Origin of the sequence: Mucilaginibacter angelicae, assembly GCF_042434235.1 — a bacterium.
Lineage (GTDB): Bacteria > Bacteroidota > Bacteroidia > Sphingobacteriales > Sphingobacteriaceae > Mucilaginibacter > Mucilaginibacter angelicae.
The window spans coordinates 176,378-189,158 of the sequence record NZ_JBHLTS010000075.1 but is presented as its reverse complement, the minus strand read 5'-3'; the positions used below and the strand labels follow the sequence as shown (position 1 = coordinate 189,158).

Here is a 12,781-nt window from a genome sequence, read left to right as displayed (position 1 = left end):
CGAATTGGATCAAATTATACGAATTAGTATTTATAAGTATCCTTACAAATATTAATTGTTATTCACATTAAAGCTCAAATAGTTCGTTTTGAAAGGTGTTTCCATAGGGTCCAGCGTTCATTTCCTAAGTTTTGAATTTGATGCTGAGCCATTAATGTTTTTAATTCCTGATAGTTTTGGTGATAATAGGTTGATAGTTTCGCTACCTTTTCATCACCTGCAATCAGGTATAAATATTCGTTCGCATTTTTTTTGCCAGATATAGAATAGGTTAAAAATCCTGTGAGCTCATTGATTTTATAAACTTCTTTTAAGCCAAACCCAAATCTGCGGACCCTGGTTATCGTATCACCAGTAATGTTGATTTTATGTGCTTTATAATTTAATTGATGGCCTATCAAACTAAAGATGATACAGTTGAAAATTATATAAGGAAATGATAGGAAATGAAGCGGTTTGCCATAGGCAAAAAAACGATCAAAATAAATGAGAACATATGTGACTATCAGAACACCCAAAAACAGGCACATCAGCAAAAAAAACTTTGGCCAAAATTTGAATTTAGATTTCATATGTTTAAGAAATCATGATTAATAAACTTTATTAACCCCGTCAAGTTCTGCCTTTTCTTCGTAATCTAAATTCAGATCGTCTTCAATTTTTTGCCTGCTGGGGCGCAGGTAAATAAAATAGGCGACAAGGGCTCCAGATATGGCCAGGAAAATCAGTTTGCCGGTTAATAAAAAGCCTATAATATTAAACAATGAAGGCCCCTCAAGCAATGCGAGCCTGATAATAGTAGCCGATTGATAAGCAATGAGTTTGGCTTTCAGCGAGGTGTCTCTTCTGATGTTGCTTAAAAGCTTTAAAAACAGGATATGTCCGGCAATAAAACAGGTAATAGCTAAAACAGGTGCAATATAGATTAGCATATCATTGCCTGGGCCTTTTACCGGGTTTTTAGGAATTATAAAAGTGACTGCTGCAAACAGGATCTGACCTGCTGCAAGGGCCATGTGTATAATATTAAGTGTTTTTACAATTGCCGCCGGGCTTTGGTTTTGTGGTTGTTTATTGATCATGTGATATGGCTGGTATTAGCTGTACCAAGTTAAATAATAAACATGAAATCCAAAACGCGATTTTATTCTTGTTTGCCTGATCTGAATATAACAGCAATTAGTCGTAAAGCACCCTGATAATGTCATTTTTGCCCCCTTCACCCTCCTGATATAAGGGCTAACTTTATCCTAAACAAAATCAAAACTATCATGACAACTAAAGAAATTGTGTTACAGGTTATCGACGCTTTTGATAATAACGACGTTGATAAAATATTAAGCTTTTTTGCAGACGATATACAATGGACTATGAAAGGTTCAACCATCACTGTTATGAATGGCAAAGATGAAGTAGGTAAGTTTTTTGGCGGAATGAAAGAGATAAAAATGGTATCATCAACCAAGGATCATATTGTTGTTGAGGGTAATACTGCTGCTATTGACGGCCTTGTTCAATGCAAAGGAAAAAACGGAGAAGATATGGCGATGTACTACGCCGATTTTTATGAACTGGAAAACGATAAGGTAAAAACACTTAAATCATATATAGTTGATAAAAAGGAATAGTTAATTCCAATTGTATAAATGATCACGGGTTCCGGGTGAAAACCGGAGTGTTTTTAATGCTGCCTGGTTATATCATTTGTATATCATTCTTTAATTTAAATACAGGATGCTGTGATAATTGACATAGTATTACCGTTAATTAATATCACAAAACAAAATTTAAAAGAATGAATACCATACCAGAAATTGCCACTCGCCTGGCTTCATTATGTAATGAGTTTAAATTTGTTGAAGCTTATATCGAATTATATGCTGATAATGCAGTAAGCATTGATCCGAATAATAAAAATGAACCCATAACAGGGCTTCACAACTTGATTGAGTACGAAAAAAGGTTTCTTTCAAACGTAGAAATTCATGACATTAAAGTGTCTGAAGCAATTTTTGCTGGGAGTTACTTTAGTTTGGTTTTTTCCATGAACTTCACAGTTATAGGGCAAGGAAGCAAAATGGTTGAAGAGATTTGTGTTTATAAAGTTGAAAATGGGAAAATTGTTAGTCAGCAGTTTTTTATAGGTTAACTGGCCGGAGAAAAACTTAATTATACGAACGATTACGAATTTAACTAATCTGTTTTTATAAATAGAATCAGAGCTGATTTGTAATCATTCGTATAGGTATCATATAGTTGATGGTGCTACCCCAAAAGCTTTCTTGAACGAGTAAGAAAAATGCGACAGGTTCTCGAAACCAACATCAAGGTAAACATCCGATGGTTTGCGTCCTTTTTCGCTGATGAGGAAATAAGCTTCATTTAAGCGCTTTTGCTGTAACCACTGGCCCGGAGGCAGATTAAAAATCTTCTCAAAATCACGTTTAAAACCGGCAAGGCTGCGGCCGGTGAGGCGGGCAAACTGGGAGGTTGGCACATTGTACATATAGTGCCGGTTCATATAGGCTTCCAGGTCTATCTTGTGTGGCTCGCTGAAATCAAACAAAAGGTTTTTCAGTTCGGGCTTTGCTCTCAGTAATAGTTCAACTGCTTCGAGGGTTTTTAGTTCGGCCAGTTGTGCATTCAATTGCGACGCATGGTTAAAGTAAGGCAGCAACGAATCAAAATAGCCTTTTATGAACGGATCATTTGTTAGCTCAATCAATGGCTCGCCGGTGTAACGCGCAACCGGCGGGAGCTTATTTTCGGCAGCATAGCGGCGTAAAAAATTCTGCTCTAAAAATATATTGATCGATTTAAAATCGCCGCCTGATGCCGGTACTTTTATCGATTTTACTAATTGGTTGCGGCGTACCAGGCCAATCATTCCTTGTTTAAATACCTGCTTTTGGTTGTTGCTTAGTGAGTGTACCTCGCCCGATACAATGTATCCAAAGGCATGTTCATGCACAAACTGTTCATTGCCCCGTTGTTTTTGCTCGGTGCATGAGTAAAGCAGGTTATGAAACTGGATATGGCTTTTATCTTCCATGGGTTTGATTAGGCTAATATAAATCAAACTTATTTCATCTGGCTGCTAATCAAACCGTCAAAAGCGCGATCGGATAACAGCTTGCGTAAAAAAAGCAGCAGCGAAGCCATATAGCCGCCATGGTAACGGATCTTGGGTTTTTTACTGGCGATGGCTTTACGTACCAGGTTCACAATTACCATTGGGCCGGGGATTTTAGCCTCAACGGTTTGTGTTAGCATGATTGCAAATTTCTTCGCCAATGAAGCATATGCCCCGCTGCCCGAAACTTTAAGCAGGTTATCGGCCGCTATACCGCCCCATTCCGTTTTAATGCCTCCGGGCTCAATCACCACTACATTAATACCAAACTGCTTTACCTCGTTACGCAAACTATCGCTCATTGCCTCCAGCGCAAACTTGCTTGAATGGTACCAGCCACCCAGCGGTGAAGCAAACTTGCCACCGATGCTTGATACGTTGATAATAGTTCCCGAATGCTGCTTGCGCATATAGGGCAACACCAGTTGGATGAGCCTTGCCGCACCAAAAACGTTTACCTCAAGCTGGTAACGGGCATCGCTTAGCGGCACATCTTCAATTGCTCCGTATGAGCCAAAACCGGCATTGTTGATCAACACATCTATCCGGCCTTCGGCTTTAATGATGGCATCAATGCCCTGAACCATCTCGGCTTCGTTGGTTACGTCCATTGCCAGTACTTTTATGCCAAGCCTGCGGATCCCTTCCATTTTTTCAACCCTGCGGGCGGCGCCGTAAACCGTGTGTCCGTCTTTCAATAATTCTTCGGCAAATGCTTTACCCATGCCGGCAGATGCGCCGGTTACCAATATTACTTTCTTTTGCATTGTTTCAATTTTGATGTTTTGTTAAGTGTAGGCCTCATTGGCCTTACAACAAAACAAAGATCGGGTTAAAGCAAGGGCGCAGGTTTGGTGTGTGGCTCAAAGTTGCTTTGGTGTGGAGCTCAACTTTTTGAGGTGAAAGGATAAAGGTAAAAGGCGAAAGGTCTTTTTTGGGAGGAATGATTAAACTTCTTCCAGTGTAAGCAGGTTGTCCATCCCGGCCCTGTCGGTTAATGATTTGAGGTGTTTTTTGCCGCCGTTTTCGGGTTTTACTACGGTAAGGTAGGTTTTACCCCTTTCGGTACTTACATAAAAGGCCTGGCTGTTAGCTTCTATCCGGGCTATGGCTTCGGCAACGGAGATTACTACCCTTGGCTTGTCTAATGATTCATAATAACCTATATGGGTGATTTGCTCGTGTGTGCTTGATGCCTTGGGTTTATCAATACAGTTTACCTGATAGCTTGCCATAAAATATAAATGTGGTATTTGTAAAGATAGGGTTTATTGGATATGAAAGTTAAAAAAGCATGGTGGGTTAGGCCGCTGCACTTATCCATCATTGCTTGCTCGCAAAGGCGCTAAGACGCAAAGGTTTTTTCTTAGCGCCTCTGCGCCTTTGCGTGCTTATTCAATGGGACAGGCTGATCCGCTTCATGCGAGTAACAAACTATAATTTAAAAACTCTTATTTTTACCCCTCATCAATTCCCATCAATTTGTACTCAAAAGAACAGGCATCTCAATTAAAACAAGCTTTTTGGACGGCGTTTGGGCAATATCTGAAACCCCAGCTTTCGGCGGATGGTTTGCGCACCAACTGGGTTAATTATAAAACAGGCGTCAAACATCTGTACTTTAAAATGGAGGCCGATAAAAGATCGGCTTTTATAGCTATTGAAATGAGCCACCCCGATGCAGATATCCAGCAATTGATGTTTGATCAGTTCATAGAGTTAAAAAATATCCTGAACGGCCAGCTTGATGAGGAATGGGAATGGCAGCTGCATACTACCGATGAATATAACAAAACGGTAAGCCGCATCATTAAAACCCTGCCTGGCGTAAGTGTATTTAACCAGGCAGACTGGCCTGCACTCATCTCCTTTTTTAAACCGAGAATTATCGCTTTGGATGAGTTTTGGAGTATGGCGCAGTATAGTTTTGATTTGTTCAGGTAGAATAGATTTAGCTTTAAAAACCACCGTCATTGCGAGGTACGAAGCAATCGCGAACTTTACAGGTCGACCCGAAAAGGGCCTCGGTATATTGGGGATTATTAATAATTATAATTTGATTTTTATAGGTATTAATGAGCTCCCTATGGTCGGTTGTCTTCGTGCCTCGCAATGACGAGGTGGAGATGTTACAAACTCGCAATAATGATTTTACTTTACGCCATATGCGCTACATCATCACCGGTTGTTAAAAAGCAATGATTAACCGTGTCAATAACATCGCTCAGGTTAAAGGGCTTGGCAATAAACGCATCAGAACCATAGTTGCCTAATGATTCCAGCACACGCGGGTAGGCTGATACCATCACCACCGGGATGTGCGCCGTCGCCGGGGTTGTTTTCAGCATGTGGCAAAGTTCGCCACCGTTTATACCGAACAAAATGTAATCCAAAATTACAAGGTCGGCATTAGCTGATAGAGCCGCCTTGCATATGTCATCAGTATAGTTCAGTACCTCAACTTCATAGTGCTCCATTTCAAGAGCTTCTTTCATCACTTCCAAAATATCCTCGCTATCATCAAGGATCAAAATTTTTTTTGACATAATTAATAATTGGTAAAGAAGATAACGCTGGGAACGTTTCTTTTGTTTTCAAAGTTAAATCCAATTATTGTAACAATCAAGTAACAACCTGTAGCTCTTAAATATATACTATTTACAGCTTCAGGCCATCCACCATATGATGAACAGATGCCAGAACGATATCAAGATTTGCGGGTGAATCGGTCACTTTCGAGATCATAATGCCACCTTCGATCATTGCAATCATGCTCAAAGCTGTTTCGGTAGCATTAATATCCGGTTTTAGTTCACCCGCCTCAATGCCTGCTTTGATAAGGTTTTCGATGCCGGTTTTCCAGCGGGTTACTGCCCTGGCAGCTTTATCTTTTAGCAAGGGGTTGGTATCATCGGCATCAACGGCAGTATTCAGTATCGGGCAGCCGCCGGGAATAAAATCACCACGGGTAAAGCTGTGATATACCTGGGCATAAACCAATAATTTGTCATGATAACTTGTGGCCCTTTGAATCCGGTCCTGGATCTGTTTGCGTACTTTGCCCGAGTTATATTCAAATACTTCGGCAGCTACTTCTTCCTTATTTTTGAAGTTGCCGTAAATACTGCCCTTGGTAAGACCTGTGGCCTCGGTAAGGTCAGAAAGAGAAGTGCCTGCATATCCTTTTTTATTGAATATGGATGAGGTGCGCTCAATAATGAACTGGCGGGTACGCTCGGCTTTTGACAATTCGTTTTCCATAATACAAATATACCAATTGGTATTTAGTTTTTAGTGATCACTTATTATTACAATTGGTCCGGCTTGTTTTTTACGGTTAATAACCAGCAATAAAAGTGGCATCGCCAGTAAAAATACCAGGCCGGAAAACAAGTAGGCGTCCAGGTAACTCAGCAAAAATGATTGCCTGTTGATGGTATTGTCAATAACTGCCATCGCTTTATTATGTGAATCAAATGATGAAAATCCACGACTGCTGAAATAATTGGTAAGCTTGGCTATCCGTGCTGTAGTTTGATCGTTGAAGATATTGATGTTCGACAACAGGTCGCTGCGGTGCAACCCGAAACGCTTGGCTACATAGGTATTAATAACCGCAATGCCGAACGAGCCACCCAACTGCCGCATCATATTATTTAACGCGGTGCCCTGGGGGATATCTTTGGGCTCGAGACCCGATACAGCCAAAGCGGTAAGCGGAACGGTTAATAATGCAATACCCATAGCCCTGTAAATTAGGGGACCAACCAAATCGCCGGGAGCTGCTTCCAGATTCATGTGTGACATTTGCCAGGTAAAGGTGATAAAGATGATGAAACCGGCCGTGATAATAATTAATGGAGACACTCCTTTTTTTAATAGCGTGGCCGAAAACAGCAAGCCTACAATTGCCAGCGCCGCACCAGGCAATAAAATAAGCCCGGTTATGGTAGGGGGGAACAATAATACCCGCTGCGCCAGCACCGGTGTAAGGAATACCGAGGTAAACAGCCCGAAGCCCGTTACAAATGTCAATATAGCCGCTACGGCAAGTGATTTGCTTTTCAGTACCCTAAGATCAATAACCGGGGTAGGGGTTGTGAGCTCCCACCAGATGAAAGTACTAAGGCTGATAACAGCCACTATCGTAAGCACAATGATGTAACCTGCAGAAAACCAGTCGTCAGTTTCACCTCTTTCGAGCACGGTTTGTAGCGAGCCTATGCCTATAATGAGCAGGAGAATACCCCACCAGTCCACGCTTTTTGCTTTAACCTTGAGCTCTGGTTCGGTAACCAGCAACAAACTTGATACGGTTACGGCTATGCCGATAGGAATATTGATGAAGAAAATCCATGGCCAGGTATAGTGTTCGGTGATGAAACCGCCCAGGGTAGGGCCAATTGTTGGGCCTAAAAATACGCCCACGCCAAACAGAGCGCTGGCTATGCCTACACGTTCTTTTCCATAAACTTCAAATACAATAGCTTGCGATACTGATAAAAGCGCACCACCGCCAATGCCCTGTAAAAAGCGGAAGGCAACCAGTGTCCAGATATTTGAGGCAAATCCACACATGGCCGAAAAGAAGGTAAAAGCGATAATTGACCCGATATAGTAATTACGGCGACCAAGCTTGGTAGTTAAAAAGCTGGTCATGGGTATTACGATGATGTTGGCTATGGCGTACGCTGTGATCACCCAGGAAGTATCTTCGAGCGTGGCGCCCAAATTACCGCTCATGTGCGAGAGGGCTACGTTTACTATGGAGGTATCTATCAGTTCCATAATAGCGGCGGCTATAACGGTAATGATGAGGATGCTTTTTTTCATTGAAGTGTTAATTATTGTAATAATAATTACCCTAAAAAATACCGATTGGTATTTTTTAGGGTAAAAAAATTAAACCAGAGAATTATCTCTGGTGCAGGGCTTTCAATGCTTCGGCCGGGTTTGACAGAAACAGGCGGTAAAATCCTTCTGTACCACCAACGCGGATCTCGTAGTTGTCGGTTTCAAAACCGGCTACAAACTCATCAGCAACCTGTGATGCCGGGATACCATTATGACCACCAATTTCTGCCGAAAATTCGGTATCAACTAATGGAGGCATCAGCTCAAATACTTTAATGTTGGTATCTTCCAAAGCTACTCTTAATGAAATGGTGTAAGAGTGCAGGGCAGCTTTGGTTGCTGAGTAGGTAGCAGTTTGTTTGCCTGGTAAAAAGGCAACTATTGATGATACGTTTACGATAGCTGCTTCGCTTTGCTGTTGTAAAACAGGCAGCAATTTTTCGTTAAGACGCACAACAGAAATGTAGTTTGTAAACATTTCTGTTTGTGCGTTTTCAAAAACGTTAGGTGTGGTTAGCAGATCATTGATTGAGGCTGCACCGGCGTTATTGATCACCACATTCAGTTGTGGAAAGTCTTTTTTCACTTGCGCTGTTAAGGCTTCCACATCTTCGGCATTCGATATATCAGCTTTAATAGCGGTTACATTTTGCAATTGAGCAGCTGCTTTATCCAAACGCTCCTGGTTACGGCCAATGATAATTACATGGTTATTTTTAGCTGATAGTTGTTTGGCTATTTCAAAACCTATCCCGGCACTGCCGCCGGTAATAAGTACGGTATTTTGTGAAGTTTTCATGTTGTTTGTTTTTATAGTGAGTTGATGATTATTTAATTGAGTTGATAGCTTTTAAAGCTTCGTCGGGGTTTGAGAGGTATAAACGGTAAAATTGTTCGGTACCGGCCACCCTGATCTCGTAGTTGTCGGTTTCTAACGATGCAATCAGTTCGTCAGCAACCTGTGAAGCGGGGATGCCTCTTTCTGCACCACCAATTTCGGCAGAAAATTCGGTATTAACCAGCGGTGGCATCAGTTCAAACACTTTTACGCTGCTATCTTTTAATGCTAAACGCAGTGCACGGGTATAAGAGTGTAAAGCGGCTTTGGAGGCTGCATAAGTGGCCAGCCCGATGCTTGGTGCAAAGGCTACTATTGATGATACGTTCACGATGGCTGCTTCGGGTTGTTTTACCAATGATGATAAAAGTTTTTCGTTAAGCTTCACTATTGAAAGGTAATTGGTGAACATTTCGGCCTGGGCTTTATCGAAAATATTTTCATCGTTAATAAGGGTGTTATATTGGGCAGCACCGGCATTATTAATCACAACATTTAATTGAGGAAAATCGCTTTTAAGTTTGTTAACCAAAGCGTCAACGTCTGCAGCGTTTGATACATCTGCTTTAATGGCAGTTACATTTTGTAATTGAGCAGCGGCAGCATCCAAACGTTCCTGGTTACGGCCAACTATAATTACATGATTGTTTTTTGCTGATAATTGTTTGGCTATTTCAAAGCCTATACCGGCACTGCCGCCGGTAATTAATATAGTGTTTTCTGAAGTTTTCATTTTCTGTATTGCCGATCATTAATTTCGACACCACAAAAATATACCAATCGGTATATTTTTTTATCATCTTTTTGTCATTGTTGTAAAATGTTGATTTTAAGGCAGGAGGAGGATTTGGCAGACTAAAAAATATGTCATTTGCGAGGTGCGAAGCAATCGCACCATCTTGCGCTCGTTTGCAACGAGTGCTTAATATGGTTTGGCGATTGTATCGCCCGTTGCGTTGCAAACGCAAACCCACTTTACGCACTCGTTGCAAACGAGCGCGAGATTAGGTAAGAGGAGGATTTGGCAGACTAAAAAACATGTCATTGGGAGGTACGAAGCAATCGCACGGAAGCATAGCCGCCCTGTATAGCATGCGATTGCCACGTCGCGCCCCAGGGCCCGTTCTCGCCCCTCGCAATGACATAACTTTTACGGCTCTTTATTTTTAAAGTATAAACACCGACAAACTCCTTGGCCCATGCGCCCCGATAACCAGTGATTGCTCAATATCTGCCGTTTTTGAGGGGCCGGAGATAAACGAGCCGTAGCCATAATCAGTATCGCCAATAGCTATATAGGCCTGGGCCATGGTAGGTACAAAATCATCTTTACCAATTACTACCGCCAAATGCTGGGCAATAAAAGGCAGTACCCGGCTGCCCATTTGCTTTGCGGTAAGCCAAAGCGCGCCGTTTTCGGCAACTCCGAGGCTGGTGCGGAGCACGGTTAACTCTACATCGGCAAAAGTATGACCGTCTTCAAACTTTACAGTATCGGTGTAAATGTAATCGCTCAACTCATCAAGCGCAGATATGATCTTTACACCATGCTTAAATTCATTTTTAAGGATAGCTTTTATCTCATCGAAACCACTAACCTCGTAAACAAAGCTGCCGCCTGCAGTGGCTATGGTTTTATATTTCGATACCAGATCGGTTCTGACATCGGTTAATGTATTCAGCACTTCCATATCAGGCAGCTGATTAGCTGCCGGCTGATTAAATTTTACAGCGGCTAAGATCTTTTCGCGGCTCATGAATTTTTTGCTCCTTTCCTTTTGGCATACCATTCACCAAATGATTCATCGGGTGCTTTGGGCATTTCGCGCTGATTGTACCAGGGGTTAAATTTATTGTTTACTGCAAAGGGGGCATATTTAAATACCAGTCTGCCGGTTTTACCACCCATGCGGTACAGGGTTGGCGAGGCCAGCGTTATGGACATGGCCTTCATGGCAATGCTTTTTGTGGTTGGAGTATATCCTTCTTTAACAATCACCTGCCGCCATTTATATAGCTGATCATGAATATCTATCTTAACCGGGCACACATTGCTGCAGGAGCCGCAAAGGGTGGATGCAAAGGGCAGGTCGGCATATTTTTTCATGTCGAGGTTAGGGGCGAGGATAGAGCCTATCGGCCCGGCAATGGCGGTATGATAGCTGTGGCCACCGCTTTTGCGGTAAACCGGGCAGGTGTTCATACAAGCCCCGCAACGGATGCACTTTAAAGAGTTGCGGAATTCCTCGCGCCCCAGCTGAATGCTGCGGCCATTATCAACAATAACAATATGAATTTCGGTGCCATCCTGCGGTTTGCTGAAATGGCTCGAATAAGTGGTGATCGGCTGACCGGTAGCACTGCGGGTAAGCAGGCGCAAAAACACACCCAGGTGTTTCCTTTCGGGGATGATCTTTTCTATCCCCATCGAGGCAATATGGATCTCGGCCAGGTGGGCACCCATATCGGCATTACCCTCGTTGGTGCAGATCACAAATTCGCCGGTTTCGGCTACGGCAAAGTTAACCCCTGTAAGGGCTGCGCGACGGGTTAAAAACACCTCGCGCAAATGCTGGCGTGCGGTTTCGGTCAAGATCTTCGGGTCTGATTCGCCTTTGGCCGAGCCTAAATGCTCGTGGAAAATATCGCCTATCTCTTCCTTTTTTTTGTGAATACAGGGCAGTACAATATGGCTTGGCGGTTCATTGGCCAGTTGTACAATACGTTCGCCAAGGTCGGAGTCAATCACATCAACGCCCTGTTCTTTCAGGTACTCGTTCAAATGGCATTCCTCGGTAAGCATCGATTTGCTTTTAACCATTTTGTTGATGCCGCGTTGCTCAAGCAGGTTATATATGATCTGGTTATGCTCGGCGGCGTCCTGCGCCCAATGTACTATAATGCCATTTTTGATGGCGTTGGCTTCAAACTGCTCCAAATACTGGCCCAGGTTTGATAGCACGTTCAGTTTTATTTGTGATGCCGTTTCGCGCAGCAGCTCCCATTCGGGGAGTTTATGCGCGGCAATGTCCCTTTTGGCGCGTACCCACCACAGGGTTTCGTCGTGCCAGTTTACACGGGGCTCATCGCGGTTAAAGTCGGCAGCTAAATGTGGGTGGTCTTTAGTGGTAGCGGTACTCATTGCATGCTGTGGTTTAAAATTTCGGCCACGTGAATTACTTTAACATCGCTGTTTTGCCGGCGCAGGATACCTTCGAGGTGCATCAGGCATGAAAGATCGGCCGAGGTGATGTATTGCGCGCCGTGTGCTACATGATCGGCCACACGGTCTTTACCCATTTTGGCCGATACCGCTTCCTCAACCACGCAAAACGTACCGCCGAAACCACAGCAATCATCCTGACGGCTCAGGGGCACCAGCTCCAGTCCGCTTACCATATCAAGCAGTTGTGCCGGCTTGCTGAAAGGTTCGGCAACCAGTTCGCTCATTTGGGCTATGTGCAAACCACGCAAACCGTGGCAGCTTTGGTGCAGGCCAACCCGGTAGGGGAAGCTGGCTGTTAATTGTTTCACCTTCAGTATATCAACCAGAAACTCGGTAAGCTCATAAACCTTTTTGCGGATATCCTTTGCCTGTTCTTCCCGGCCATCGGCATGTAAATGCTCTTTGATATGCAGGGTACAACTCCCCGAGGGGCAAACGATATAATCATAGCCCGAAAAATTATCGACAAATAAATTATTGCAGCCGCCGGTTAAATGCTCATAGCCAGAGTTGGCCATAGGCTGCCCGCAGCAGGTTTGATTTTTAGGGTAGTGGACTTCACAGCCAAGTTTCTCCAGCAACTCCAGCGTGGCAATAGCCGCCTTGGGGTAAAACTGATCAACATAGCAAGGTACAAACAGGGCAACTCTCATCGTTTACACGTTTACTTTAAATTGGTTAAAGCAATATTAGCGTTTATAATTTGCACAACCATCCTTTGGTATCCTGC

General features: G+C 43.1%; 16 protein-coding genes. 3 read left to right on the top strand and 13 right to left on the bottom strand.

The genetic code is table 11. The features are described 5' to 3' along the window. Window positions 1-74: 74 nt before the first annotated feature. Both ACFFGT_RS26045 and ACFFGT_RS26040 read right to left on the bottom strand, forming a co-directional pair. Window positions 75-572, bottom strand: coding sequence for a hypothetical protein (locus ACFFGT_RS26045; RefSeq protein ID WP_377025443.1), 498 nt, complete (start codon window positions 570-572; stop codon window positions 75-77). Window positions 573-590: 18 nt separating this feature from the next. After that, window positions 591-1,082, bottom strand: coding sequence for a hypothetical protein (locus ACFFGT_RS26040; protein ID WP_377025442.1), 492 nt, complete (start codon window positions 1,080-1,082; stop codon window positions 591-593). Between the two features lie 189 nt (window positions 1,083-1,271). Between ACFFGT_RS26040 and ACFFGT_RS26035 the strand changes: the two genes are divergently transcribed. Together ACFFGT_RS26035 and ACFFGT_RS26030 are read left to right on the top strand one after the other, a co-directional pair. Continuing rightward, on the top strand, window positions 1,272-1,628 hold the full coding sequence (locus ACFFGT_RS26035) for a nuclear transport factor 2 family protein (protein WP_377025441.1): 357 nt from the start codon (window positions 1,272-1,274) through the stop codon (window positions 1,626-1,628). A gap of 167 nt (window positions 1,629-1,795) precedes the next feature. Beyond that, window positions 1,796-2,149, top strand: coding sequence for a SnoaL-like domain-containing protein (locus ACFFGT_RS26030; protein WP_377025440.1), 354 nt, complete (start codon window positions 1,796-1,798; stop codon window positions 2,147-2,149). A gap of 99 nt (window positions 2,150-2,248) precedes the next feature. Here the strand turns inward: ACFFGT_RS26030 and ACFFGT_RS26025 are convergent, their stop codons facing one another. The 3 genes from ACFFGT_RS26025 to ACFFGT_RS26015 form a co-directional block, all read right to left on the bottom strand. Then, the gene (locus ACFFGT_RS26025) at window positions 2,249-3,052 is read right to left on the bottom strand and encodes a helix-turn-helix domain-containing protein (protein WP_377025439.1); all 804 of its coding nucleotides are present in this window, start codon (window positions 3,050-3,052) and stop codon (window positions 2,249-2,251) included. Between the two features lie 29 nt (window positions 3,053-3,081). Continuing rightward, window positions 3,082-3,900: an oxidoreductase gene (locus tag ACFFGT_RS26020; RefSeq protein ID WP_377025438.1), complete on the bottom strand. Its 819-nt coding sequence runs from the start codon at window positions 3,898-3,900 to the stop codon at window positions 3,082-3,084. Between the two features lie 180 nt (window positions 3,901-4,080). Continuing rightward, the gene (locus tag ACFFGT_RS26015) at window positions 4,081-4,368 is read right to left on the bottom strand and encodes a DUF3892 domain-containing protein (RefSeq protein ID WP_377025437.1); all 288 of its coding nucleotides are present in this window, start codon (window positions 4,366-4,368) and stop codon (window positions 4,081-4,083) included. Window positions 4,369-4,615: 247 nt separating this feature from the next. Between ACFFGT_RS26015 and ACFFGT_RS26010 the strand changes: the two genes are divergently transcribed. Continuing rightward, the gene (locus ACFFGT_RS26010) at window positions 4,616-5,077 is read left to right on the top strand and encodes a DUF4268 domain-containing protein (protein WP_377025436.1); all 462 of its coding nucleotides are present in this window, start codon (window positions 4,616-4,618) and stop codon (window positions 5,075-5,077) included. Window positions 5,078-5,289: 212 nt separating this feature from the next. Here the strand turns inward: ACFFGT_RS26010 and ACFFGT_RS26005 are convergent, their stop codons facing one another. From ACFFGT_RS26005 to ACFFGT_RS25970, 8 genes are all read right to left on the bottom strand, one after another. After that, complete coding sequence (locus ACFFGT_RS26005; RefSeq protein WP_377025435.1) at window positions 5,290-5,679, bottom strand: response regulator; 390 nt, start codon at window positions 5,677-5,679, stop codon at window positions 5,290-5,292. Window positions 5,680-5,791: 112 nt separating this feature from the next. Then, window positions 5,792-6,394, bottom strand: coding sequence for a TetR/AcrR family transcriptional regulator (locus ACFFGT_RS26000; RefSeq protein WP_377025434.1), 603 nt, complete (start codon window positions 6,392-6,394; stop codon window positions 5,792-5,794). Between the two features lie 30 nt (window positions 6,395-6,424). Next, entirely contained in the window at window positions 6,425-7,966 is a 1,542-nt protein-coding gene (locus ACFFGT_RS25995; RefSeq protein WP_377025433.1) for a DHA2 family efflux MFS transporter permease subunit, read from the bottom strand. Between the two features lie 82 nt (window positions 7,967-8,048). Further along, complete coding sequence (locus ACFFGT_RS25990) at window positions 8,049-8,786, bottom strand: SDR family oxidoreductase (protein ID WP_377025432.1); 738 nt, start codon at window positions 8,784-8,786, stop codon at window positions 8,049-8,051. Between the two features lie 28 nt (window positions 8,787-8,814). Next, window positions 8,815-9,558 (bottom strand): SDR family oxidoreductase, encoded by a 744-nt coding sequence (locus ACFFGT_RS25985; protein ID WP_377025431.1) that lies wholly within the window; start codon window positions 9,556-9,558, stop codon window positions 8,815-8,817. 433 nt (window positions 9,559-9,991) lie between these two features. Then, window positions 9,992-10,582, bottom strand: a complete 591-nt coding sequence (locus ACFFGT_RS25980; RefSeq protein WP_377025430.1) for a LutC/YkgG family protein — start codon at window positions 10,580-10,582, stop codon at window positions 9,992-9,994. Next, complete coding sequence (locus tag ACFFGT_RS25975) at window positions 10,579-11,967, bottom strand: lactate utilization protein B (RefSeq protein ID WP_377025429.1); 1,389 nt, start codon at window positions 11,965-11,967, stop codon at window positions 10,579-10,581. Before ACFFGT_RS25975 ends, ACFFGT_RS25980 begins: the two co-directional genes overlap by 4 nt. Beyond that, on the bottom strand, window positions 11,964-12,704 hold the full coding sequence (locus ACFFGT_RS25970) for a (Fe-S)-binding protein (RefSeq protein WP_377025428.1): 741 nt from the start codon (window positions 12,702-12,704) through the stop codon (window positions 11,964-11,966). The genes ACFFGT_RS25975 and ACFFGT_RS25970 overlap by 4 nt, the downstream gene beginning before the upstream one ends. Window positions 12,705-12,781: the final 77 nt, after the last annotated feature.